The sequence below is a fragment of the Citrobacter sp. Cb023 genome, assembly GCF_030336805.1.
Classification (GTDB): Bacteria; Pseudomonadota; Gammaproteobacteria; order Enterobacterales; family Enterobacteriaceae; genus Citrobacter; species Citrobacter braakii.
On sequence record NZ_JAOWCV010000038.1, the window covers coordinates 979233 to 1004076 of the forward strand.

Consider the following 24844-nt stretch of genomic DNA (forward strand, 5'->3'; position numbering starts at 1 on the left):
TCACGTTAAGGGATGACGACCGTCAAACCGTAAGGGCTGACGATCAAATGGGGCGAATACTCTCTTCGTCCAGGTCCGCATCGAAAAAACGACGCAGCGTCTGAATGTTATTATCCGCAATAATCGACTCACGCGCCTGCGCGAGTTTCTCTTCATAAATGGCCTGACGCCACTCCAGCGGCGTGCGCACCGCTGGATTATCATCTTCAACGATGGTCAATTCAACCGTTGACCCCGTTAAGGAACTCAATGCTTCGGCCAGTTTTTGCTGCGCGCCACTGGAGTTAAGGTGTCGCTGCGTGGAACGCAGGTGCAGGCAAACCACGTTGCCATTCTCTTCTTTCCAGGCATTAAGCGCCACCTGCTCCACCAGTTTAGGCAGCGAGAGCTGGCTTACCTGTGCGGCCCACGGGTCGCGTTCGATGGCCTCAGCCGCCAGCTTTGCCGCCAGTTCTGGCGTTTTTTCATGCTCAAGCGCTTTTTTCAGCGCTTTCGGCGTAGCGACGACTTCTTTGACTTCTGCAACAGGATTGGTCGCTTTCCAGCGATACGCTTCTTTCTTCGCTGGCGCTTTTTCCAGCGCAGAGACAGTTGGGCGCGCCTGAACACGTTCCGACACCGAAGCCAGTCTTTCCAGCGCAGCATTATTCACCGGCCGCGCGCGGGAAGCGGCTGCCGGTTCACTCTTTTTTGGTTTGGTTGCTCCCTGAGCGCGTTGCAGCTGGCTGCGTGCCGCCAGCACCTGGCTGGTAGCATCGGAGAGCGGCACATTCTGTTGCTGTTGCGCTGCCGCAGGCTGCTGCGGCACCTGCGTCGGGTTCATCACCGCAGTGGGTGCGACCGGGGCAAAAGACTGTCGCGGGGCTTCAGGTTCCGGGAGCGGCATGCGCGGATGAAAAGCCAGCGCACGTAGCAGCGTCATTTCAACGCCCATTCGCCTGTCCGGCGCATACGGCAGTTCTTTGCGCCCGATTAACAGGGTCTGGTAGTAAAGCTGCACATCGGTTGGCGGGACGATTCGCGCCAGTTCGCGCATACGCTGTTCAATCGCGGCCATATCGCTGCCGAGCGCGGCAGGTGAAAGCTGAACCATGGCAATACGATGCAGCAGAGCCGACATCTCAACCAGTAGCGCTTCCCATTCAATACCGCGCGCGGCGGCATCGTTCACCAGCGTCATAACGCGTTCGCCGTCCGCAGCCACAACCGCTTCAACCAGCGAGAGCGCCTGGTCGTCGTCCAGCGTACCAAGCATGGTGCTGACCGCGTCGGTCGAGACCTGACCATCGCCGCTGGCGATCGCTTGATCGGTCAGGCTCAGCGCATCGCGCAGGCTGCCGTCCGCGGCGCGAGCCAGCAGTTGCAACGCACGTGGCTCATGGGCGATATGCTCTTCTTTGAGGATATGCTCAAGCTGATGGCGAATCTGTTCGACATCCAACGCTTTAAGATGGAATTGCAGACAGCGCGACAGGATAGTCACCGGCAGCTTCTGCGGATCGGTGGTCGCCAGCAGGAACTTAACGTGTGCGGGCGGCTCTTCGAGCGTTTTCAGCAAGGCGTTAAAACTGTGGCGCGACAGCATGTGCACTTCGTCAATCAAATAGACCTTAAAGCGACCGCGCGCTGGCGCGTACTGGACGTTATCCAGCAGGTCACGGGTGTCTTCGACTTTGGTGCGTGAGGCGGCGTCGATTTCAATCAAATCGACAAAGCGCCCCTGCTCGATTTCACGGCAGTTATCACACACGCCGCACGGCGTAGCGGTGATGCCGGTTTCACAGTTTAATCCCTTCGCCAGCAAACGGGCGATTGACGTTTTCCCGACGCCACGGGTGCCGGAAAACAAATAAGCATGATGAATACGCCCTAACGACAAGCCGTTCGCCAGTGCCGTCAGCACATGTTCCTGGCCGACGACGTCAGCAAAGGTTTGTGGGCGCCATTTTCGGGCTAAGACCTGATAACTCATTGGCAGGCTCTGAAAGGCTGGAGGGTGGATTCACAGGGGGATAATGCTAACACAACCTCGCAGCGACGGCGAGGTTGTGTGTCTCGGTATTAATCTGCCGAGATAAGATAGCCCGAAATTAGTGGCCCGGGAATGGAACCAGGCTATAACAGGTCAGTCCCTGCTTTTCCAGACGCTGCTCGCCACCCAGATCAAACAGGTTAATGATAAATGCAGCATCGGTCACTTCGCCACCCAGACGGCGGATCAGTTTCACGGTCGCTTCAATCGTGCCGCCAGTTGCCAGCAGGTCGTCCACAACCAGGACTTTATCACCAGGTTTGATGGCATCTACGTGGATTTCCAGTTGATCGGTGCCGTATTCCAGCTCATAGCTCTCAGCAATAACTTCACGCGGAAGCTTACGGGGTTTACGTACCGGAACAAAACCAACACCCAGACCCAACGCTACCGGCGCGCCAAACAGGAAGCCACGCGCTTCGGTACCAACCACTTTAGTGATACCCGCATTTTTGTAGCGTTCAACCAGCAATTCAATACTGAGGGCGTAGGCTTTCGGGTCTTCCAGTAAACTGGTGACATCACGAAAAAGAATGCCCGGTTTTGGGTAGTCGTGGATGCTTTTGATGCTATTTTTGAGAAACTCAAGCTGCTGTGCAGTCGCGGTCATAAGTTTGTGCCTGATTAATACAGTATTACTTCACGGCGCACTATACACTTCATCCTCGACGTATCTTGAATGATTTTGTGTCTGTATAAGAGCCAAGGTTATATTTGCTTAACCTTTGACCACCTGCGCCTGTGCTCGAAAACGGTCGAATTTACTGGCTGTGAGAGACAATTGCAACAGCGTTTATTGCGCTTTACTGCTTTTGTTGTTTTTCATCAATCACCGGGATCCGCCACATAAAAATCAGTAAACAGGCGAGAATAACCAGCAGCAGGCCGCGTACCCACATCATATTGACCAGCCACAGTGAAATACTAAACGTCACCAGGATCAACAAAATAGCGCGCGGCTTTGCTCCCGGCGGCATCGCGCGGTGTTTTTGCCAGTGGCGCAGATACCCGCCGAACCACGAACGGTACAGCAACCAGTCGTGAAAACGCGGCGATGAGCGAGCAAAACACCAGGCGGCCAGCAAGATAAACGGCGTTGTCGGCAACAGAGGCAATACAACGCCCAGCGTTCCTAACACTACCGCTATCCAGCCTATGATGATTAGAATAATGCGTTGCATAATATGAATACTTAACACAGAGAATCGCTACTTTATCATAACAGTTCTCATTTTCATCGGAGTGTTGTCGTGAAAACCGTCATGCTGCTTCAGACGCTCGAAAACCAGCTTAACCGCTTGCGGCAGCGTTGTGCCCCACTGGCACACCATGCCACGCTTAGCGCCCGCTTTGACAGGCATCTGTTTCACACCCGCAGCACGTTGCTACAGGCCTGTCTGGATGAAGCTGATGATAATCTCACTGCTCTACGTCGCGCAGTTGAACAGCAACAACTACCACAAATTACCTGGCTTACGGAACACCTTGCCTCACAGTTAGAGGCGATTTCACGTGAAACCGCCAGTTGGTCGCTCCGGGAGTGGGACAGCGCCTCTCCTGGCCTGGCGCGCTGGCAGCGTAAGCGAGTTCAACACCAGGAGTTTGAGCGCCGCCTGGTTGAAATGACGCGTGAACGTAAAGAACGCCTGGCACAGGTTACGGGCTTTGAAGAACAGCAAAAACTGCATCGCGAAGTAGAGGCATTCGAAGCACGACTGGCACGCTGTCGTCATGCACTGGCAAGAATAGATAATGTGCTGGCGCGTTTAACCCGCTAATCCCCGGAGAATTTATGTCATTAGAGAACGCCCCAGATGAAGTCAAACTGGCCGTCGATTTGATTGTCCTGCTTGAAGAGAATCAGATGGAGCCTGAAACAGTTCTGAAAGCACTGGAGATTGTGAAGCAAGATTACGAGAAGAAACTGCTCTCTTTATCTAAAAAAGAGCGGTAACTGAAAACCTGATGGCGTTGCACTTATCAGGCCTACGAATGAATCGAAGCTCGCAGGCCTGATGATTATTTCTGTTAACCTACCGAAGGCGTCGGATCGTCACCTTTAATGATGTCACGCTTAACCTCGGTCACGGTGTCACCTTTCGCGTTATGCAGGTGAACTTCGAGCTGGTTAAAGGCGATATCAATGTCATTTTCACGGCACAAACGATCGACCGCCCGGTTAAGTTCATCAACCGTGTGGCTACGATCGCGCAATTCACGCACGTATAAACGCAGCTCATGATCCAGCGTGCTGGCACCGAAGGCGGTAAAGAACACTGCAGGCTCCGGATCGTGCATCACTTTCGGGTGTTCTGTCGCCGCCTGCAACAGCACCTTCTTCACTTTGTCCAGATCCGAACCATAGGCCACGCCAATGCGGATCACCAGACGCGTGGTGGTATCGGAGAGCGACCAGTTGATCAAACGCTCCGTCACGAATGCTTTGTTCGGGATGATCACCTCTTTACGATCGAAGTCAGTAATGGTGGTGGCACGGATACGGATCTTGCTGACCGTTCCGGAGAACGTACCGATGGTCACGGTATCGCCGATGCGTACCGGGCGTTCAAACAGAATAATCAGACCGGAAACAAAGTTACCGAAAATTTCCTGCAAGCCGAAACCAAGACCAACCGAGAGAGCAGCGGCCAGCCACTGTAGCTTATCCCACGAGACGCCGAGCGATCCGAAGACCGTCATCGCACCGATGGCGATGATGGCGTAATTCAGGATCGTGGTGATCGCATAAGAAGCCCCCTGGCGCATCTTCAGTCGCGAGAGCACCAGCACTTCCAGCAGGCCGGGTAAGTTGCGGATCAGCGCCCACGCGACCATTGACGCAATAATCGCAAACAACAGGCTGCCCATGGTGACGTCTTTCACCACTGCCGCACCCGCTTCGGTGCCGTTGTAATGCCAGAGCGTTATGCTGTCGAGATAGCTGAACACGGTGATCAAATCAGACCAAATGGCCCAGAACAGAACACCAAACAGGGCAACCATCACCAGCATGGTTATACGCAGCGTTTGCTGGTTAACCTGTTCCAGCGCAATAGTCGGTTCTTCCTGCGGCTCTGCGCCTTCGGCCCCTTCTTTCACCAGGTTTTGACGACGCGCTAACGCACGACGCCAGGCGATACGGCGTGCCGCTACGCTCAACCCTCGCAGCACCGTCTGGTACAGCAGATTCCAGAGGATAACCAGATAGACCGTTTCAATCCAGCGGCCCGCCAGGCGCAGCGTGGTGTAGAAATACCCTGTCGCCGTCAGCACCATTAATGCAATCGGAATAATAGACAGCACGGTAATAGTGACCAGACGCAGACCATGCGACTCTTTGTCACGCCAGCTTTCGCGGCACATTGGCCATACCAGGAAGGCGATCAGCAGCAGGTTGAGGAAAATGACCACCTGGCCAAGCACATCGTCCATCAAATTAAGCGGCGACAGCTCAGCAATGACCGACCAGAAGTTAAGCGGCAACAGCGCAAGGCTAATACGCACAATCTGGCGACGCCAGTGGCTGGTCTGCTTCGCTGGCATGCCAAAATGACGTATCGCCACGCCATCTTTTTCCAGCACCTTCCAGCACAGACCAAACACCAGCCAGAAGATGGTCATCTTCTTACTGAACGCCCACAGCAGGTCGCTAATATTCAGCTGCATAGTCAGCAGAATCAGACCCACCGCGAGGATAATCAGACATGCCGGCAAGGCTCTGATGAGATCGATCAGAATCGCTTTTGGCGTATTAAGCTGACTGTCATTGCGCAGGTTACCCACCGCGGCGGCTAATTTTGCCTGATAATCCTTCAGCCACTTCAAACGCCAGCGGATTAACCCGGCGATAAGCAGCAGCGGCAGCCCTGCCAGGAACGCAATAAACACGGCGGGCCAGGCTTTTTCCCAGTTCACCGTGATTTTCATCGACTTAAACTGGTCTTTTAGGGTTTGCGGGAAGGCTTTGATCCAGTCCCAGTCCATCGGACGGTTACTGTTAACCCAGAAGATTTGCTGCGTGAGGATCTCTTTCAGGTTTTTCGACACGCTCATTAACTGCTGCTGGTTGATTTGCAGATTAATCGCCATCATCAACTGGTTGCCCAGCTGCTTATTTAGCTGATCCAACAGTTCACGACGCATATCCACGACCTGCAGCAGGGCATCATGGACTTCAGGGTTAACGTCGTTGCTGTGCCCTTCTTCCAGTTTGGCGACAAACGCATCATTCTGGAACAACGTATCGCGCTGCTGGTTGACTTCGAACTGCTCCAGACGCAAATCGGCGATCCGGTTGGTCATATCGGCAAGCTCATCCGCCGACGGCAGCGTTTGTTGTTGCTGATATAAAATGCGCGACAGCAGCAGACTGCCTTTCAGAACGGCGATCTGCTCTTTAATGTTGCGTTCGGATTGCAGCGCGCGGTCAAGCCAGTTTTTGACCTTGATATTTTGCTGCATCAGGCTGTTGCCGTTTTCAGTCGCGGCAATCAGGCGCTGGCTGAGCTGATGGTTAACATCAAGCTCCTGCTTCACTAACGGATTGGACTGAATACGCTCGGCTTCGTCCGGCGTTACCGCTTCCTGTGCCGTCTTTTCGGTTAACGTCAGTCGTTTGCTGTTCACCGCCTCTTGCAGGAGCTGGAGCTGGTGTTCAAGGCGGTTACTGTGCGCCGTCACATAATCGCGTTGTTTTTGCAGGGTATCCTGCAAAACGGTATTCCCTTCGAGGCTCTTACGCTGCTGGTCGATCTGCGCGTTCAGCAACGCTTGCTGCGCCTGCAGCAGCACCTGCTGGCTGGGGCGTAAAGCCGCCTCTCCCACAGTGGTGCCATCGAGTCGATTGCGGATTTGCTGCATCTGTTGCGACGCGGTGTACATCGCATTTTGTACGCGCTCTGGCTGTGTCTGCAGCGATACCAGTTGGCTGTTGTAAGCGGCCAGATCATTTTGCGAGCTTTGCAGGTCATCCAGGACCTGCGACACGCGCGACTCAAGCTGTCGTAAGGAGAGCGTACTCAGCGTTTTTCGCGTTTCATCGTCATTATCGACATCGCTAAGCGAATTTAGCGCATCCGTCGCCTGACGCATTTTCTCCGGCGCCTGGGCAACTTTTTGCCGAAGCTGTACGGTTTCATCCTTCACACGATCGATTTTATCCAGCGTGGCAATGGTATCGATGAGATCCTGTTGAACCAGCTTATCCTGTGCGGAGAGATCTTTTTGTTTATTCAGCGTGTCTAACTGGCTCTGAATATCCGCTTTCGTCGGCAGTTCACCACTCTGTTGCGCCCGCGCAAATGCAGATGACTGGCAGGATAGCAATAGAATGAAGAAAAGAATGGTAATAGCAATAAGATGCTGTGAACGTTTATAGAGCTGCAACATAGTCATGAGAATGAAGGTTTCTGAACCGGAAAAGTGACCGAAAATAGTCAAGCGGCAAGAATATCACGGCTGTGACCGGCAGAATAGCAGGAGGCAAAATGACCAGGAGAATTCCTGGTACAGACTCAGAGAGTTAACAGGTTTCCGCTACGTTAACCCGCAAGGTTGGGCAGAGAAGACACATCTCAAGCAGCACGGCGACATATTCCCGAGCCTCTTTTTTCAGATCAAAAGATTCAGGGGCAAATAACCAGTTCTCGATAATTCCGGTAACATAACTACGCAGCAGCACCGCCACGCGACGCGTGTTCAGATTTTCCGGCAGCATGTTGGCGTTCATGCAGTGCCGCAATGTTTGTTCGATACGGTCGTAATTTTCAATACACAGACTGCGTTGAGCTAGCTGAACTGAGGCCATTTCCCCGACAAATTCGCATTTGTGGAATATAATTTCCAACAATAAACGTCGGCGTTCTTCTGTCACGGTAGCTTCAAGAACGTAAATTAAAATTTCTCTTAATACTGATAGTGGATCGTCGGGGAATTTTGCCTGATACTCAGTCTCTAACTCATCAATGTTAGGTTTTGCTAGCTCCCAGATTTCACTGAATAAATCCGATTTGTTTTTGAAATGCCAATAGATCGCGCCGCGCGTGACACCAGCGGCTGCTGCGATCTCCGCAAGCGAGGTGGATGATACCCCTTGTTGCGAAAACAAACGCAGAGCGACATCGAGAATGTGCTGTCGAGTTTCCTGTGCTTGTTGTTTGGTTTTTCGTGCCATAGGTCAGTGAATTTACAGGCGTTAGATTTACATACATTTGTGAATGTATGTACCATAGCACGACGATAATATAAACGCAGCAATGGGTTTATGGGCTTTCAGCCATTGATCAATTTGAAATCGGACACTCGAGGTTTACATATGAACAAAAACAGAGGGTTAACGCCTCTGGCAGTCGTTCTGATGCTCTCAGGCAGCTTAGCGCTAACAGGATGTGACGACAAACAGGCCCAACAAGGGGGCCAGCAGATGCCAGAGGTTGGAGTTGTTACGCTCAAAACTGAACCTCTACAGATAACAACCGAACTCCCGGGTCGCACCAGTGCGTATCGCATTGCAGAAGTTCGTCCTCAGGTTAGCGGTATTATCCTGAAGCGTAATTTCACGGAAGGTGGTGACATCGAAGCGGGTGTATCTCTCTATCAGATTGATCCTGCTACTTACCAGGCCGCTTATGAAAGCGCAAAAGGCGATCTGGCAAAAGCGCAAGCCGCAGCAAATATCGCTCAACTGACGGTCAAACGTTATCAGAAACTGTTGGGTACTAAGTACATCAGTCAACAGGATTACGATAGTGCACTGGCAGACGCACAGCAGGCGAACGCCTCCGTTGTCGCCGCGAAAGCCGCGGTAGAAACTGCACGCATCAATCTGGCTTATACCAAAGTGACGTCGCCGATCAGCGGCCGCATTGGTAAATCATCCGTTACTGAAGGCGCTCTGGTGCAAAACGGTCAGGCAACCGCACTGGCAACCGTTCAGCAGTTGGATCCCATCTATGTGGACGTGACGCAGTCAAGCAACGATTTCCTGCGCCTGAAACAAGAGTTGACCAACGGCACGCTGAAGCAGGAAAACGGTAAAGCGAAAGTCGAACTGGTGACCAATGACGGCATTAAATTCCCGCAGTCCGGTACGCTGGAATTTTCTGATGTCACGGTAGATCAAACCACCGGGTCGATTACGTTACGCGCAATCTTCCCTAACCCGGATCACACCTTACTGCCGGGTATGTTCGTCCGTGCTCGTCTGGAAGAAGGGACTAACCCAACTGCATTACTGGTTCCACAGCAAGGCGTTACCCGCACACCGCGTGGCGATGCCAGTGCATTGGTTATCGGTGCAGACAACAAAGTTGAAACCCGTCAAATTGTCGCCGCACAAGCGATTGGCGACAAATGGTTAGTCACTGATGGACTTAAACCGGGCGACCGCGTGATTGTCACTGGGCTGCAAAAAGTACGTCCTGGCGCGCAGGTAAAAGCGCAGGAAATCACCGCTGATAACAACCAGCAAGCTGCAAGCGGTAGCCAGCCTGAACAGTCCAAGTCTTAACTTAAACAGGAGCCGTTAAGACATGCCTAATTTCTTTATCGATCGCCCAATATTTGCGTGGGTGATCGCCATTATCATCATGTTGGCAGGGGGGCTCGCGATCCTCAAATTGCCGGTAGCGCAATATCCGACTATTGCACCGCCAGCAGTGACGATCTCCGCGACCTACCCTGGCGCTGATGCCAAAACAGTACAGGATACTGTTACGCAGGTTATCGAACAGAATATGAACGGTATCGATAACCTGATGTACATGTCCTCAAACAGTGACTCCACGGGTACCGTGCAGATCACGCTTACCTTTCAGTCTGGTACTGATGCGGATATCGCGCAGGTACAGGTGCAGAACAAACTGCAGTTGGCAATGCCGCTTCTGCCGCAGGAAGTACAACAACAGGGTGTGAGCGTTGAGAAATCATCCAGTAGCTTCCTGATGGTTGTCGGCGTTATCAACACCAACGGCACCATGACGCAGGAGGATATTTCCGACTACGTGGGCGCCAACATGAAGGACGCCATCAGCCGTACTTCAGGTGTGGGTGATGTTCAGCTGTTCGGTTCCCAGTACGCGATGCGCATCTGGATGGATCCGAACAAACTGAATAACTTCCAGCTGACGCCGGTTGATGTGATTAGCGCCATCAAAGCGCAGAACGCCCAGGTTGCAGCCGGTCAGTTAGGCGGTACGCCGCCGGTGAAAGGCCAGCAGCTTAACGCTTCGATCATCGCGCAAACCCGTCTAACCTCCGCCGATGAGTTCAGCAAAATTCTGCTGAAAGTGAATCAGGACGGTTCCCAGGTGCGCCTGCGTGACGTAGCGAAAGTCGAACTGGGTGGTGAGAACTACGACATCATTGCGAAGTTCAACGGTAAACCGGCATCCGGTCTGGGTATCAAGCTGGCGACAGGCGCTAACGCCCTGGACACCGCAAACGCTATCCGCGATGAACTGAAGAAGATGGAACCGTTCTTCCCGTCAGGTCTGAAGATCGTTTACCCGTATGACACCACGCCGTTCGTGAAAATCTCTATTCACGAAGTAGTGAAAACGCTGGCGGAAGCCATCATCCTCGTGTTCCTGGTAATGTATCTGTTCCTGCAGAACTTCCGCGCGACGCTGATTCCGACTATCGCCGTGCCGGTGGTGCTATTGGGTACGTTTGCCGTCCTTGCGATTTTCGGCTTCTCGATAAACACGCTGACGATGTTCGGGATGGTGCTCGCCATCGGCCTGTTGGTGGATGACGCCATCGTTGTGGTCGAGAACGTTGAACGTGTAATGGCTGAGGAAGGGCTACCACCGAAGGAAGCAACGCGTAAATCGATGGGCCAGATTCAGGGCGCACTGGTTGGTATCGCTATGGTGCTTTCAGCGGTATTTATTCCGATGGCCTTCTTCGGGGGATCTACCGGTGCAATTTACCGTCAGTTCTCCATCACTATTGTTTCGGCGATGGCGTTATCAGTCCTGGTGGCATTGATTCTGACCCCTGCCCTGTGTGCGACCATGCTCAAACCGGTTGCTAAAGGCGATCACGGAGAAGGCAAAAAAGGTTTCTTCGGCTGGTTTAACCGCATGTTCGATAAGAGCACGCACCATTACACCGACAGCGTGGGCGGAATTCTGCGCAGCACCGGTCGTTATCTGGCGCTGTATCTGATCATCGTCGTGGGTATGGCCTATCTGTTTGTTCGTCTGCCAAGCTCGTTCCTGCCGGATGAAGACCAGGGGGTATTCCTGTCAATGGCTCAGCTGCCAGCGGGTGCAACGCAAGAGCGTACCCAGAAGGTGCTGGACGAAATGACGGATTACTATCTGACCAAAGAAAAAGCGAACGTTGAATCGGTGTTTGCCGTTAACGGCTTCGGTTTTGCAGGACGTGGTCAGAACACCGGTATCGCGTTCGTGTCTCTGAAAGACTGGAGTGAACGTCCAGGCGAGGAGAACAAGGTTGAGGCAATTACTCAACGTGCGATGGGCGCATTCTCGCAGATTAAAGACGCGATGGTCTTCGCTTTTAACCTGCCAGCGATTGTGGAGTTAGGGACCGCGACCGGTTTCGACTTCCAGCTGATTGACCAGGCAGGTTTAGGTCATGAGAAGCTGACTCAGGCGCGTAACCAGCTGTTTGGTGAAGTTGCGAAACATCCTGATCTGTTAGTCGGCGTACGTCCTAACGGTCTGGAAGACACGCCGCAGTTCAAGATCGATATCGATCAGGAAAAAGCGCAGGCTCTGGGTGTATCCATTAGTGATATTAATACAACGCTGGGTGCAGCATGGGGCGGAAGCTACGTAAATGACTTCATCGACCGTGGTCGTGTGAAGAAAGTTTACATCATGTCTGAAGCGAAATACCGTATGTTGCCGGAAGATATTGGAAACTGGTATGTCCGCGGCAGCGATGGACAGATGGTACCGTTCTCCGCCTTCTCTACCTCACGTTGGGAATATGGTTCACCGCGTCTGGAACGCTATAACGGTCTGCCTTCCATGGAAATCTTAGGCCAGGCCGCACCGGGTAAAAGTACCGGTGAAGCCATGGCAATGATGGAGGAACTGGCCAGCAAACTGCCATCCGGTATCGGCTATGACTGGACCGGTATGTCCTACCAGGAACGACTGTCCGGCAACCAGGCCCCTGCTCTGTATGCCATTTCACTGATTGTCGTATTCCTGTGTCTGGCGGCATTGTACGAGAGCTGGTCAATTCCGTTCTCCGTCATGCTGGTGGTACCGTTAGGTGTTATCGGTGCATTGCTGGCGGCAACGTTCCGCGGCCTGACCAACGACGTTTACTTCCAGGTAGGCCTGCTCACAACCATTGGGTTGTCGGCGAAGAACGCGATACTTATCGTCGAATTCGCCAAAGACTTGATGGATAAAGAGGGTAAAGGTCTGATAGAGGCGACGCTGGATGCGGTCCGCATGCGTTTACGTCCGATCCTGATGACATCGCTGGCCTTTATTCTGGGCGTAATGCCGCTGGTTATCAGCTCCGGCGCAGGCTCCGGCGCGCAGAACGCCGTTGGTACTGGCGTAATGGGCGGGATGGTGACGGCAACCGTGTTGGCTATCTTCTTTGTTCCGGTGTTCTTTGTGGTGGTACGCCGCCGCTTTAGCCGCAAAAGTGAAGATCTTGAGCATAGCCACTCAGTAGACCATCATTGATAGATCTCTAAAGATAAGGCCGCGCAAGCGGCCTTTTTTCTGGAAAAATCATAAAAATCACTTATTGCTATTTCGTTTATTTTCTCCAGGGTAAATAAGCGATATAATCCCTGTAGCCTTAAAGGCTATTCTTAAAAATCATTGAGAGTTCTTATTTACTTTAATAAATATTAAGATTATTCCTGGTAAGCGGTTCACATTGTCGATTGTTACCTTTCGTTGCTAAACCTAATCAAGATAACTCAATGATTGCCCGAAGGATAAAGAAATTGTCCGATTCCGAATAACCGCATTTATCTGTTAAAATGTAAAAATGACCTGACATCATAAGTTTGCATAATTGTAATTTTTCGTGATATGACGATGAAATCTTTTTTAGACTAGATTATAGTTAAATCATCAGGAGTCGCGGGCAAGTTCCAGGTAGTCTGTTGTATCCATCCCGAAGGTGTTCGGTTAGTTTAAGCCACGAAGAAGGGGATGCGTTATGGATGAATACTCACCCAAAAGACATGATATCGCGCAGCTTAAATTTCTCTGCGAAACCCTGTATCATGACTGTCTTGCAAACCTTGAACAAAGTAACCATGGCTGGGTTAATGACCCTACCTCTGCCACCAGCTTGCAGCTCAATGAACTGATAGAGCATATTGCAACCTTCGCACTTAATTATAAAATTAAGTACAATGAGGACAATAAGCTGGTCGCGCAGATAGATGAATACCTGGATGACACTTTTATGTTGTTCAGCAGTTATGGTATTAATACGCAGGATCTGCAGAAATGGCGGAAGTCAGGTAATCGACTGTTTCGCTGTTTTGTCAATGCCACCAGGGCTAATCCTGTTAGTTTGTCTTGTTAAAAATTATTACAATCATAGGTAAGATTTATGTCCGATAAACCATTAACTAAAACTGATTATTTGATGCGCCTGCGACGTTGTCAGACAATTGACACACTTGAGCGCGTTATTGAAAAAAATAAATATGAATTGTCCGACAACGAACTGGCTGTATTTTACTCAGCAGCAGATCACCGCCTTGCTGAATTGACCATGAATAAGCTCTACGACAAGATTCCAACTTCTGTTTGGAAATTCATTCGCTAATTGCTCACGGGTTAAGTCAGGTATAGCGGTACATTTGTCTGGCTGACCATTTTCGTATTTACAATGGTTATTTAAATCAAATCACGTGACTACGATCACAGCGAAGAAGTGGGAACGTTCCCCTTGTTTGCATTGCGTTTTACTGTGTTGAAATGACCTCCAGTACACAGGAAATTCGTAATGAGTAATGAAAAGCAAAAAATGATCGCCGGTAAACTTTATCGCCCGGCGGATGAAACATTGCGCCACGACCGACTACGCGCTCGTCAGTTGACCCATCGCTACAACCTCACCGCTCCCGATGAAAAAAATGCGCGACAAGCTATCCTGCATGAGCTGTTGGGCCAGAGCGAAGGGGCTTACATTGAACCCTCTTTTCGTTGTGATTACGGCTATAACATTTATCTCGGTAAAGAATTTTACGCCAACTTCGACTGCGTTATGCTCGACGTCTGCCCGATCCATATTGGCGACAACTGCATGTTAGCCCCAGGAGTCCATATTTATACCGCCACCCACCCGCTGGATGCCACCGAGCGAAACAGTGGCCTGGAGCTCGGCAAACCCGTGACTATTGGCCACAACGTCTGGATAGGTGGACGCGCAGTGATAAACCCTGGCGTAACGTTGGGTGATAACGTGGTTGTGGCCTCGGGCGCGGTGGTCACGAAAAGCGTTCCGGCAAACTGCGTGGTTGGGGGCAATCCCGCCAGAATTATCAAAACGCTGTGATCTTAAATGTAACTGTTATGCTAAATTGTGGTTAATCTGTTACTTTCTTCACAAGGTATCCCCTTTTAAAATAGGGCGATCGCATCTGAATATCGCAGACACCACAAAGGCAAGAGATGACAGAAATACAGCGCCTGCTTACCGAAACCATCGACGACTTAAATATTCGCGAAAAGCGCGACAACAAACCGCGCTTTAGCATCAGCTTTATTCGCAAACATCCCGGCTTGTTCATCGGCATGTATGTTGCGTGGTTTGCCACGCTGGCGGTGATGCTGCAGTCAGAAACGTTAGTCGATTCAGTATGGCTGCTGGTGGTTCTGTTCGTCATACTCAACGCGTTTTTCTTTTTCGACGTTGCGCCGCGATACCGCTTTGAAGATATCGACGTACTGGATTTCAGAGTTTGCTATAACGGGGAATGGTATAACACGCGCTTTGTCCCCCCTTCACTCATCGATACCATCCTGCACTCACCTTCCGTCGATAGCGAACATAAAGCGCAGCTGCAAAAGATGATATCGCGTAAGGGTGAACTCTCGTTTTACGATGTCTTTACGCTAACCCGTCCCCAGGCCAGCCAGTAACGACATCTCAACACAGATAAAAAAAGTGCGTCCCGGTGAAGGAAACGCACTTTAATTCCTGAAATTTTTGTAAAGAAACTAACGTCTTTTTTTACGCCCCTGAACAGCTTTAAAGCGCGGATTCGTTTTACAGATTACGTACAAACGCCCTTTGCGTTTCACTATCTGGCAGTCAGGATGACGCTGTTTTGCACTACGAAGTGAATTGAGTACCTGCATCTTAACCTCGCTTAGTGCCAATAAAATGACCAAAACGTTTCTGGAAACGTGCTGCACTGCCTTCGTTATCAAAGGTTTTTTGTTTCCCGGTATAGTACGGATGCGATTTGGAAGAGATATCCAGGGTCACGTACGGGTACATTTTCCCCTCAAACTCAATCTCACGTTCCGTTTTAATGGTCGAGCCGACCTTAAAAAATTCATTGGCGCTGGTATCGTGAAACACCACAGTGCGGTAAAAAGGATGAATATCCGGCTTCATGGTAACCTCAATTTGTTACGTTATAACATAACCATAAAAATACACCACTCTTGTATAAATCACAACCCGGTTTACGCGATTAAGAGTTAAACGGGATGATAAGTGGCCGTAAATATATGATGCCAATCGAATAGCTTTTTCGGCTTTCGGATATACTTTCCCTACGCTGTGTTAATAAGGATATCACTGTGATAACACGACATCTGATAAGCCTGGTGACTGGGGTGCTGTTTCTTTCCATCCTCGCGCCCGTAGGTTTAAGCCTGTGGCTGGCGCATCGTCAGGTCGAAACGAAATTTATCGATGAGCTCGATATGTTCTCAACCCGAGTCGCATTACGTACGGAACGCGTAGGTGAACAGGCCAAAAAAGCGTTGCGCCATATTGAAGCTTTTCAGGGTGAACCTTGTAGTGAAGAGCATCTGCTTGAAATGCGTCGTTTGTCATATAGCTATCGCTATATTCAGGAAGTGCTGTACCTCAAAGATAACGTTCCACAATGCTCATCCCTGGAAAAAAGAAGCCGGGCAGCCGCGTTTCCTCCTGCAATGAAAATCACGCCCGATGGCTACCACGCATGGTTGACCATGCAAAACGATTTGGGCATCAAGCGTTTTATGGCGGCATTAGGTAGCAAGCATTACGTCGTGATGATCGATCCCGGTTCTTTTATTGATGTCATCCCGTTTGGCTCATGGCCGATTGAAGTCGCTATCCTTGGTACCGCGCGTAACACGGTGGTAGCCAGTAGCACCGATCTGCCACCGGATGTTTTACAACATGTGCAACTAGAGCGTTCGATTACCCATCTGCAGAAAGACGGCAGTATTTATAACGCCCGCCCCTTCCCCGAACTGGGCATTACGGTTGTAACCTGGGCATCCACTGTACCTTTGCAAAAGAGCTGGCACCGACAAGCGCTAATCTGGCTGCCGGCAGGGATCCTTCTCGGCTTACTCACCGCAGCCTTTATTCTGCGTATTTTGCGCCGTTTGCAGTCCCCTCATCACCAGTTGCAGGACGCTATCCAGCATCGGGATATCAAGGTCTACTACCAACCGATTATCTCGCTCAAAACGGGGAAAGTGGTCGGGGCAGAGGCGCTGGCTCGCTGGCCACAGGCCGACGGGAGCTATCTGTCGCCTGAGATTTTCGTCGCACTGGCGCAAGAGACCGGGCTTTCAGAGCCGCTCACCCGTTTGATTATTGAAAGCGTATTTGACGATTTAGGAAAATGGCTGCGTCAATATCCCCACCAGCATATATCCATTAACCTTGAGTCAGCCGATCTGACCTCCGAAACACTTCCTGCTCTGTTAAGCCAGAAGGTGAACCACTGGCAACTTAAGCCTGCACAAATCGCGCTGGAACTGACCGAACGCGAATTTGCCGACCCAAAAAACAGCGCGCCGTTTATTGCTAAATACCGACAGGCAGGCCATTCGATCTATATTGATGACTTTGGTACCGGCTATTCAAGTCTTAGCTATTTGCAGGATCTGGATGTGGATATCTTGAAGATCGACAAATCGTTCGTCGATGCGCTGGAGTACAACAACGTCACGCCGCATATCATCGAGATCGCGAAAACGCTGAAGCTGGAGATGGTGGCAGAAGGTATTGAAACCGAGAATCAGGAAGCCTGGCTACGCCAGCACGGCGTGCAGTACGGTCAGGGCTGGCTCTACAGTAAAGCGCTGCCGAAAGCGGAATTTATTCTGTGGGCAGAAAAACGGCTTTAGCATGGCTCTTGATGTTGAGATGGCTGGCGGCACGCCGCACAGCCAGTCACATCACTCTTCCATAATGGGCGCAAATCCACCGTAGATCATTCGCTTGCCATCAAATGGCATAGATTCACCGAATTCCTTCATACGGGGATCGGACATCATCTTCTGATTCGCCGCATCGCGGACCTCTTTGGAAGGGTATTCAATCCAGCTGAATACCACTTCTTCATGATCCTGCGCTTTCACAGCCATGCGAAAATCGGTCAGTTTGCCGTCGGGGACATCATCTGCCCAGCACTCCACCACGCGCAATGCACCGAACTCCTTGAAAAGCGGAGCTGCTTTTGCCGCCATCGCAATGTACGCCTCCTTGTTTTCAGCGGGTACGGCAACCACAAAGCCATCAACATACTTCATGAGAAAAACCTCCGAAGTGTACTGCGCGGCAAGCCGATTCCGGCCGCGTCAGTCGAGGTTAAGTTTAGTCGCCAGCAGGCGATCGTGCCCCAGGCGCATTCCTGATACGAATACGCGCCTGCGGCTGATGGCAAAACCATGGCAGGCAAATTTGAATCAGCGGCCCAATAGCCAGTGCATACAGCACCGTTCCAAACCCAACGGTTCCACCCAACAGCCAACCAATAAGCAGCACCGACACTTCAATTGCGGTTCGAATTCGTCGTACTGGCCAGCCGGTACGCGCGTGAATTCCAGTCATCAGACCGTCACGCGGGCCCGCGCCAAAACCGGCACCAATGTACAGAGCGGTTGCTAACGCATTCAGTATCACCGCTGACACCAGCAGCCCGCTGCGCGCCAGCAGGGATTCAAATCCCGGAATCACCAGCAGCGCGACATCTGCCGCCAGCCCAATCATAATCACGTTGCTTAACGTGCCAAACCCTGGGCGCTGGCGTAGCGGTATCCACGCCAGAAGCACCAACACACCCACGGCAATAATCACCACGCCGATATTCATCGACAGTAAATTTGCCACCCCCAGGTGAAACACGTTCCACGGATCGGCCCCTAAATCGGCACGGACAAACATCGCCGTCGACACACCGTACAGCGTCAGCCCGATAAACAGCTGAAGTAAACGACGCAGCATGTTCTTCCCCTCTTACTCTCAGATAACTTTCATCTTCACCGCAATTGGCACTATGATTAATGTCCAGTTTTCAAAAAGTGGACTGCTATGTCATCTCGCCGTTACGGAAGCCAGTCTTTGCAACGCCTGCTCGGACACTGGCAAGAAAGTCCCTCGCGAACGCCCATCTGGCGACAGTTGGCAGAAGCGTTACGTTTGCTGATCCTCGATGGGCGACTGGCGCTGGATAGCCGCTTGCCCGGTGAACGCGAGCTCGCTGCCGTTCTGCAAGTCAGCCGAACCACCGTCGCCAGCGCCATGGCACAACTGCGTGAGGAGGGATATCTGGAAAGCCGACATGGTAGCGGTTCACGGGTGATCCTGCCGGAGCACATTCGCCATGTGCCAACGCGGACCAGCACTGGAACAGCGCTTGATTTGTCCACGGCAGCGCTGAGTGCCGGTCCTGAAATTCATCAGGCTTACCAGCAGGCACTGTTCGCAATGCCGCAGCATCTGCTGAGCTCCGGGTATCTACCGCAGGGACTGTCGGTTTTGCGTGAATCCATCGCCCGGCATTATTGCGAACGCGGACTCCCGACGCAGCCCGACGAAATAATGGTCGTGAACGGCGCGGTCAGCGGTCTGGCACTGATCCTGCGTTTACTCACCGGCCCCGGCGATCGCGTAGTGGTAGATCACCCCACTTATCCGCTGGCCATTGCAGCAATACAAGGGGCGTCATGTCGCCCCGTCGGCGTGTCGCTGCCCGAGCACGGTTGGGATACGGCGGGTCTGGTCGCCACCATCGCGCAAACTGCACCGAGAATGGCCTATCTGATGCCGGATTTTCACAACCCGACCGGGCGCTGTATGGACACCGCTACTCGCCAGGTCGTGGCGGATATTGCTGAAAGAACCCGCACGACGTTGGTGGTCGATGAGACCATGGTGAACCTGTGGTATGACGCCCCACCGCCACCGCCGCTTGCCGCATTCAATCGCGATGCCCCAATCATCCTGCTCGGTTCAGCAGGGAAAAGCTTTTGGGGCGGATTACGTCTGGGCTGGATTCGGGCGTCGGCGCGTACCATTGCCGCGCTGGTCCAAACCCGCGACACCTTCGATTTGGGCTCCCCGGTGCTTGAACAACTCGCCACCAGCTGGCTGCTGGATAACGCCGAGGACTTTCTTCCTGACAGAAGACGCCGACTCACATCACAGCGAGACCTGTGCTCGCGCCTGATGAACTCACATTTCCCGGAATGGCAGTTTACCCAGCCACAAGGAGGACTCTCTTTCTGGGTTGAACTGCCTGATACGCTGGCGACGCTCTTTGCCACGCGCGCCGAAAGTGCAGGCATTCAGTTGGGAACCGGTACGCGGTTCGGCCTTGATGGCGCATTCGACCGATTTTTGCGTATGCCCTTCACGTTGCCGGATGACACAGCGTGTGGCGCCTTCAGAGTGTTGCAACCCATTTGGGATAGCTTGCGCTTGCAGGCCAGCAGTGGGAAAATGCGTAAAATAATCTAAACGACGAGTTAAAGGACTCGCTCTTGAATGCCGTGATGGACGAGGAGGTCCAGGCAATACTACCGCTGAGGAGGAACCGGAAAACCCTTCAGGGAAATCACGAAATTCTCACCATCTTTCTTAATTTTTGCCCCAGCATCACACCAGTCGGAGGCAATACGGAAGAACTCATCGCTACCGACATTCCAGCTCAGACGAACGTGTTTCACATAACCGGAGCGCAGCATTTCACAGGCTTCGCCATAATTACAGGCGGTTGAGAGCGATTGTTGTTTCATTTTTTCTTCTTCAGTAATCTTCGCAATGCTTTGATTTCTTTAGGAGTCAGTGCATCAACTACGGATTCTTCCGTATGCTGGCTATCGATATCCTCAGCGGAGACTCCCACCTCTTCAATGGCGGAAAACGCGATCAGTAGCAGTTTTTCCGTGGCGATACTCAAATTTTCATTATGCACTTCAGCATAATGGCGAAGCTTTTCTTTTAGCGTCTCATCAACTTTGACATTCAATACAGCGGTCGACATCGTAGAAAATCCTTGTGGTCAGCCACAACACACCGGATGTAAGACCATGTCATTACAGCGCAATGGCGGCGGCAAAAGCTCAAATAACATCCCCAAAACACAGTGACAGTATTTGATGACAATAAAATGACGATACGATGACAAAGAAAAGAAGATAAACAGAAGAGAAATTACCGGACGGCAGAATTGGGTGGGGGCCCTGCCAGCTACATCCCGGCACACACGTCATCTGCCTTGGCTGCTTCCTTCCGGACCTGACCTGGTAAACAGAGTAGTGTTGCGGGAGAACCAACAGAGCCCCCATTGAGAGCGTTGTTAACCAACGCGCAGGCGCATTATCACTGCTGCACCCTGTAATTGCAACCCATCCAGCATCGGATGCTGTTTTCTTGTGCAATGCGGCTTCACTCCTTCGCCATTCGGCATTATGCTGGAGGATTAGCGCAGGAATAAATGATGGATATACAGGACTCTTTCCCCCAACGCGTCTGGCAAATCGTCGCTTCAATCCCCGAAGGTTTCGTCACCACGTATGGCGATGTTGCCCGGCTTGCGGGATCGCCGCGCGCTGCGCGTCAGGTAGGCGGCGTGCTTAAGCGTCTCCCCGAAGGCAGCGCCCTGCCCTGGCATCGGGTGGTCAATCGCCATGGGGTCATTTCGCTGACAGGTCCCGACCTGCAACGACAACGTCAGGCGTTGCTCGCAGAAGGAATAGTGGTTTCAGGAAGCGGACAGATCGATTTACAGCGCTATCGCTGGGTGTACTAACCCTCTCCAGGCGGAGAGGGTTACAACGACCTTAGTACTGCGTGGGAGCCGGAACCGCAGATGATGGATTCACCTGGGTTGGTGAAGTAGACGGAACCGTGGAAGTAGCCCCACCGCTCGCCTGAACCGGTACTGCTGTTTGCTGTACCGGGACCAACGTCAGGTCGGCTTTAGTCCCACCCTGATTGATGACCGTCTGAACGGTATCAGTAATAAAGACCAGTTTATCATTTACCGTAATAGCCGCACTCAGCAGAATACGGGCGTTAGGTTGAATATCTGCCGGGTTAAACGGTAATACAAAGCTGAATGGCGCTTGTTTACCTTCAGTACGAACCGCTTTTTGCGACAGCACTTTTGACGGCGCATCGGCCAGTGAAGCATCTGACAGCGTAACGGTTAGTACCGCATCGGGTGGCAAGGCCACTTTCTGACGGATCCATACTGTACCGGAGACATTTGGCTGCTGAATTTTAGACTGTGTGTCAGAAATTGACGTATTAGGGCTTGGCGCAGGTGTCTGAATATCAGCGCTTTTATCGGCACAGGCCGCCAGAGCGACTGCAACCGCTAAACCACTTACCATGTGCACGAGTTTCATTAAATTCTCCTTATCATCTATGCACCAGCGAGAACTTTCCTCGCCAGAAGAGTGGTTAACAAAAACATAACGTGACTAAGTGTGGCACAAGACAGCTATTTTTGCCTGTAATAGGCCAGTAATTCAGACAATTGCACCCATCGGACCACTTTTAAAATTGCGTTATACTCTGCCTACCTCGCTGCGACATCGATATCACCTGGAGAGCACGTATGAGTCTGGCACTGAAAAATTTGCTGACATTGTTAAATCTGGAAAAAATTGAAGAAGGACTCTTTCGGGGCCAAAGTGAAGACTTAGGGTTACGTCAGGTTTTTGGGGGACAGGTTGTCGGTCAGGCGCTATATGCCGCAAAAGAAACCGTACCGGAAGAGCGTCTGGTACACTCTTTTCACAGCTACTTTTTACGCCCCGGCGATAGCCAAAAGCCCATCATCTATGATGTGGAAGTCCTGCGTGATGGTAACAGCTTCAGCGCGCGCCGCGTTGCCGCGATCCAGAATGGTAAACCCATTTTTTACATGACTGCCTCTTTTCAGGCACCGGAAGACGGATTTGAACATCAGAAAACCATGCCGGATGCGCCGGGTCCCGATGAGCTGAAATCAGAAACGGAAATTGCCCGCTCAGTGGCGCATTTGCTGCCGCCGCTGTTGAAAGAAAAATTTATCAACGATCGTCCGTTGGAAGTACGCCCTGTCGAGTTTCATAACCCCCTAAAAGGTCACGTCGCACCTCCGACGCGCCAGGTATGGATCCGAGCTAACGGCGTGCTGCAGGACGATCTGCGCGTCCATCAGTATCTGCTGGGTTATGCCTCAGACCTGAACTTCCTGCCTGTTGCGCTGCAACCGTACGGGATTGGCTTCCTGGAAAAAGGGATTCAGATCGCCACCATTGACCATTCCATGTGGTTCCACCGTCCGTTTAATATCAATGAATGGCTGCTGTATAACGTCGAGAGTACTTCGGCATCCGGTGCCCGGGGCTTTGTACGCGGAGAGTTTTATACCCAGGATGGCGTGCTGGTCGCTTCTACCGTACAGGAAGGGGTAATGCGTAATCGCAATTGAGAATTACCGGATGGTGGCGCAAAAGCGTTGCCATCCGGCAAATTGAGAATCAGGCGTTGTAAGCGTTCTCGCCGTGACTGTTTACATCCAGACCTTCGCGCTCCTGCTCTTCCGGTACGCGCAAACCAACCGTCATATCCGCCAGCTTATAGCCAATGAAAGCCACCACGCCAGACCAGACGATGGTGATCGCCACGCTTTCCAGTTGCACCAGCAGCTGATGCCCCATGGTCACGCCCTCGGCAAAGCCCACGCCTCCCAAAGAGCTGGCAGCGAAAACTCCGGTCAGGATACAGCCGACAATGCCGCACACGCCGTGAACGCCAAACACGTCACACGGATCGTCCACACGCAGAAAACGCTTCAGCATGGTCACGCCCCACAGGCCTGCCAAACCCGCAACGACACCGATTATCAGCGCGCCGCCGACACCGATGTAGCCACATGCAGGTGTTACGCCCACCAGACCCGCAATGGCACCAGAGCAGGCGCCCAGCAGAGACGGTTTACCACGCAGCGCCCATTCACCGAAGATCCATCCGAGGATGGCTGCAGCGGTGGCGACCACGGTATTGACGAAGGCCAGTGCGGCGATTTCATTTGCCGTACCCGCTGAACCAGCGTTAAAGCCAAACCAACCAATGTAGAGAATAGCGGTACCGGTGAAGACCATCGGCAGGTTATGCGGTTTAAAAGCTTCTTTGCCAAAACCGACACGTTTGCCAATCAGATACGCGCCTACCAGACCGGCAATCGCCGCGTTGATGTGCACAACCGTTCCGCCGGCAAAATCCAGCGCGCCGTGGGAAGCCAGCAAGCCGCCGCCCCAGACCATATGGGCAATGGGGATGTACGACAGCGTTAACCATACCACCACAAAAATCAGCACCGCGGAGAAGCGAATACGTTCAGCCAGCGCACCGACGATTAGCCCAACGGTGATGCAGGCGAACGAGCCCTGAAAAGCAACGTGAATGTACTGGTAGAAGCTCCCCGTTACTGCCGTCAGCGCAATATTCTTCAGCAATACCCAGTTGAAGTTGCCGAAGAAATTATTTCCTTCGCCAAAGGCCAGTGAGTAGCCATAAACCACCCATAAAATACAAACCAGAGCAAATGTCACCGTAACCTGAGTCAGCATCGACAGCACGTTCTTACCGCGAATCAAACCGCCGTAGAACAGCGCAATGCCAGGGATGGTCATAAACAGCACCAGCGCGGTACAGATCATCATAAAAGCGTTATCCGCTTTATCCGCAACCGCCGGTGCCGCCATCGCCAGTCCCGGCAGCAGCGCCAGTGAAGCAATACCTGTTTTCATCGTTGCTATCTTCATTTTTTGGTTTCCTATCACTGTGTGCCAGACGTTACAGTGCGGCTTCGTCGGCTTCGCCGGTACGAATACGAATCACACGTTGCAGCTCGGCGACGAAGATTTTGCCGTCGCCAATTTTTCCGGTGTATGCCGCCTTACTGATGACATCAATCACGCCATCCAGTTGGTCGTCGGCAATCGCCACATCAATCTTCACCTTCGGCAGAAAATTGACGCTATATTCAGCCCCACGGTACAGCTCAGCATGACCTTTCTGTCGGCCAAACCCCTTCACTTCGGTGACGGTCAGCCCCTGAATACCAATAGACGACAATGCTTCACGGACGTCTTCCAGTTTGAACGGTTTGATTACCACGGTAACCAGCTTCATAGATCCCCTCCAGTCAGAATTCAGTAGTGGCTGCAGATACACGAGAGGAATATTGCAAGGGATGTGCCAGAAATGAAAAAGGCGGGATGATTCAGGTTCTCAGGGTACTTCCGGGAGAGAAAAAGAAAAAACGCACTATAACGGTGCATAGTGCGTTACATTTTTGCACCAGATTGTTGATTGCCGGATGGCAGC

At 51.9% G+C, this 24844-nt stretch carries 26 protein-coding genes, 1 other RNA gene and 1 other annotated feature; of the genes, 12 read left to right on the forward strand and 15 right to left on the reverse strand.

Annotated elements, in window-relative coordinates; genetic code table 11:
* Positions 1-43: 43 nt before the first annotated feature.
* The 3 genes from dnaX to OGW44_RS18470 form a co-directional block, all read right to left on the reverse strand.
* Positions 44-1972 carry a DNA polymerase III subunit gamma/tau gene (dnaX, locus tag OGW44_RS18460; RefSeq protein ID WP_016152081.1) on the reverse strand — a complete coding sequence of 643 codons (1929 nt, stop codon included), beginning with the start codon at positions 1970-1972 and terminating at the stop codon, positions 44-46.
* Positions 647-711: a sequence feature (DnaX frameshifting element), on the reverse strand. (Overlaps the previous gene by 65 nt.)
* 118 nt (positions 1973-2090) lie before the next feature.
* The gene (gene apt / locus OGW44_RS18465; RefSeq protein ID WP_006685676.1) at positions 2091-2642 is read right to left on the reverse strand and encodes an adenine phosphoribosyltransferase; all 552 of its coding nucleotides are present in this window, start codon (positions 2640-2642) and stop codon (positions 2091-2093) included.
* A 193-nt stretch (positions 2643-2835) separates the two neighbouring features.
* A complete protein-coding gene (locus OGW44_RS18470) occupies positions 2836-3213 on the reverse strand; it encodes a DUF454 family protein (protein ID WP_029139439.1) in 378 nt (125 codons plus the stop codon).
* Between the two features lie 69 nt (positions 3214-3282).
* Here OGW44_RS18470 and priC point away from each other — a divergent pair, with 69 nt between their 5' ends.
* Both priC and rsmS read left to right on the forward strand, forming a co-directional pair.
* Positions 3283-3810 carry a primosomal replication protein N'' gene (gene priC / locus OGW44_RS18475; protein WP_016152078.1) on the forward strand — a complete coding sequence of 176 codons (528 nt, stop codon included), beginning with the start codon at positions 3283-3285 and terminating at the stop codon, positions 3808-3810.
* A 14-nt stretch (positions 3811-3824) separates the two neighbouring features.
* On the forward strand, positions 3825-3986 hold the full coding sequence (gene rsmS / locus OGW44_RS18480; RefSeq protein WP_019076177.1) for a pleiotropic regulatory protein RsmS: 162 nt from the start codon (positions 3825-3827) through the stop codon (positions 3984-3986).
* Positions 3987-4060: 74 nt separating this feature from the next.
* Here the strand turns inward: rsmS and mscK are convergent, their stop codons facing one another.
* The gene (gene mscK, locus OGW44_RS18485; protein ID WP_016152076.1) at positions 4061-7426 is read right to left on the reverse strand and encodes a mechanosensitive channel MscK; all 3366 of its coding nucleotides are present in this window, start codon (positions 7424-7426) and stop codon (positions 4061-4063) included.
* Positions 7427-7553: 127 nt separating this feature from the next.
* On the reverse strand, positions 7554-8204 hold the full coding sequence (gene acrR / locus OGW44_RS18490) for a multidrug efflux transporter transcriptional repressor AcrR (protein WP_016152075.1): 651 nt from the start codon (positions 8202-8204) through the stop codon (positions 7554-7556).
* A gap of 141 nt (positions 8205-8345) precedes the next feature.
* Here acrR and acrA point away from each other — a divergent pair, with 141 nt between their 5' ends.
* From acrA to OGW44_RS18520, 6 genes are all read left to right on the forward strand, one after another.
* A complete protein-coding gene (acrA, locus tag OGW44_RS18495) occupies positions 8346-9539 on the forward strand; it encodes a multidrug efflux RND transporter periplasmic adaptor subunit AcrA (protein WP_185654229.1) in 1194 nt (397 codons plus the stop codon).
* Between the two features lie 22 nt (positions 9540-9561).
* Complete coding sequence (gene acrB / locus OGW44_RS18500) at positions 9562-12711, forward strand: efflux RND transporter permease AcrB (protein WP_016152073.1); 3150 nt, start codon at positions 9562-9564, stop codon at positions 12709-12711.
* Between the two features lie 487 nt (positions 12712-13198).
* A complete protein-coding gene (gene tomB, locus OGW44_RS18505; RefSeq protein ID WP_019076175.1) occupies positions 13199-13573 on the forward strand; it encodes an Hha toxicity modulator TomB in 375 nt (124 codons plus the stop codon).
* Positions 13574-13600: 27 nt separating this feature from the next.
* Positions 13601-13819 carry a hemolysin expression-modulating protein Hha gene (gene hha, locus OGW44_RS18510; RefSeq protein WP_002892050.1) on the forward strand — a complete coding sequence of 73 codons (219 nt, stop codon included), beginning with the start codon at positions 13601-13603 and terminating at the stop codon, positions 13817-13819.
* Between the two features lie 180 nt (positions 13820-13999).
* On the forward strand, positions 14000-14551 hold the full coding sequence (gene maa / locus OGW44_RS18515) for a maltose O-acetyltransferase (RefSeq protein ID WP_185654228.1): 552 nt from the start codon (positions 14000-14002) through the stop codon (positions 14549-14551).
* Between the two features lie 116 nt (positions 14552-14667).
* Positions 14668-15138, forward strand: coding sequence for a YlaC family protein (locus OGW44_RS18520; protein WP_047416865.1), 471 nt, complete (start codon positions 14668-14670; stop codon positions 15136-15138).
* Between the two features lie 78 nt (positions 15139-15216).
* Here the strand turns inward: OGW44_RS18520 and ykgO are convergent, their stop codons facing one another.
* Together ykgO and OGW44_RS18530 are read right to left on the reverse strand one after the other, a co-directional pair.
* On the reverse strand, positions 15217-15357 hold the full coding sequence (gene ykgO, locus OGW44_RS18525; RefSeq protein WP_005125190.1) for a type B 50S ribosomal protein L36: 141 nt from the start codon (positions 15355-15357) through the stop codon (positions 15217-15219).
* A gap of 1 nt (position 15358) precedes the next feature.
* Positions 15359-15619, reverse strand: a complete 261-nt coding sequence (locus OGW44_RS18530; RefSeq protein WP_016152070.1) for a type B 50S ribosomal protein L31 — start codon at positions 15617-15619, stop codon at positions 15359-15361.
* A 188-nt stretch (positions 15620-15807) separates the two neighbouring features.
* On the opposite strand from OGW44_RS18530, the gene pdeB reads away from it, so the two are divergent.
* On the forward strand, positions 15808-17361 hold the full coding sequence (pdeB, locus tag OGW44_RS18535; RefSeq protein WP_185654227.1) for a cyclic di-3',5'-guanosine monophosphate phosphodiesterase PdeB: 1554 nt from the start codon (positions 15808-15810) through the stop codon (positions 17359-17361).
* A gap of 51 nt (positions 17362-17412) precedes the next feature.
* Here the strand turns inward: pdeB and OGW44_RS18540 are convergent, their stop codons facing one another.
* Both OGW44_RS18540 and yczE read right to left on the reverse strand, forming a co-directional pair.
* On the reverse strand, positions 17413-17766 hold the full coding sequence (locus OGW44_RS18540) for a DUF1428 domain-containing protein (RefSeq protein ID WP_003831033.1): 354 nt from the start codon (positions 17764-17766) through the stop codon (positions 17413-17415).
* A gap of 64 nt (positions 17767-17830) precedes the next feature.
* Complete coding sequence (gene yczE / locus OGW44_RS18545; protein ID WP_016155872.1) at positions 17831-18460, reverse strand: membrane protein YczE; 630 nt, start codon at positions 18458-18460, stop codon at positions 17831-17833.
* Between the two features lie 87 nt (positions 18461-18547).
* Between yczE and yczR the strand changes: the two genes are divergently transcribed.
* Positions 18548-19975, forward strand: coding sequence for a MocR-like transcription factor YczR (gene yczR / locus OGW44_RS18550; RefSeq protein ID WP_185654226.1), 1428 nt, complete (start codon positions 18548-18550; stop codon positions 19973-19975).
* Positions 19976-20034: 59 nt separating this feature from the next.
* On the opposite strand, the gene OGW44_RS18555 is transcribed toward yczR, so the two are convergent.
* From OGW44_RS18555 to ffs, 3 genes are all read right to left on the reverse strand, one after another.
* Positions 20035-20253, reverse strand: a complete 219-nt coding sequence (locus OGW44_RS18555) for a hypothetical protein (protein ID WP_016152066.1) — start codon at positions 20251-20253, stop codon at positions 20035-20037.
* Positions 20250-20501 carry a hypothetical protein gene (locus OGW44_RS18560; protein WP_047501909.1) on the reverse strand — a complete coding sequence of 84 codons (252 nt, stop codon included), beginning with the start codon at positions 20499-20501 and terminating at the stop codon, positions 20250-20252. The genes OGW44_RS18555 and OGW44_RS18560 overlap by 4 nt, the downstream gene beginning before the upstream one ends.
* Before the next feature lie 197 nt (positions 20502-20698).
* Positions 20699-20795, reverse strand: an RNA gene (ffs, locus tag OGW44_RS18565) — signal recognition particle sRNA small type.
* 162 nt (positions 20796-20957) lie between these two features.
* On the opposite strand from ffs, the gene OGW44_RS18570 reads away from it, so the two are divergent.
* The gene (locus tag OGW44_RS18570; protein WP_137379482.1) at positions 20958-21269 is read left to right on the forward strand and encodes an MGMT family protein; all 312 of its coding nucleotides are present in this window, start codon (positions 20958-20960) and stop codon (positions 21267-21269) included.
* Between the two features lie 31 nt (positions 21270-21300).
* On the opposite strand, the gene OGW44_RS18575 is transcribed toward OGW44_RS18570, so the two are convergent.
* Positions 21301-21870, reverse strand: coding sequence for a YbaY family lipoprotein (locus OGW44_RS18575; protein WP_104651308.1), 570 nt, complete (start codon positions 21868-21870; stop codon positions 21301-21303).
* Between the two features lie 212 nt (positions 21871-22082).
* On the opposite strand from OGW44_RS18575, the gene tesB reads away from it, so the two are divergent.
* Positions 22083-22943: an acyl-CoA thioesterase II gene (gene tesB, locus OGW44_RS18580; RefSeq protein ID WP_016152062.1), complete on the forward strand. Its 861-nt coding sequence runs from the start codon at positions 22083-22085 to the stop codon at positions 22941-22943.
* Between the two features lie 49 nt (positions 22944-22992).
* On the opposite strand, the gene amtB is transcribed toward tesB, so the two are convergent.
* Positions 22993-24279: an ammonium transporter AmtB gene (amtB, locus tag OGW44_RS18585; RefSeq protein WP_008783954.1), complete on the reverse strand. Its 1287-nt coding sequence runs from the start codon at positions 24277-24279 to the stop codon at positions 22993-22995.
* A 31-nt stretch (positions 24280-24310) separates the two neighbouring features.
* The gene (gene glnK / locus OGW44_RS18590; RefSeq protein WP_003021657.1) at positions 24311-24649 is read right to left on the reverse strand and encodes a P-II family nitrogen regulator; all 339 of its coding nucleotides are present in this window, start codon (positions 24647-24649) and stop codon (positions 24311-24313) included.
* Between the last annotated feature and the right edge of the window lie 195 nt (positions 24650-24844).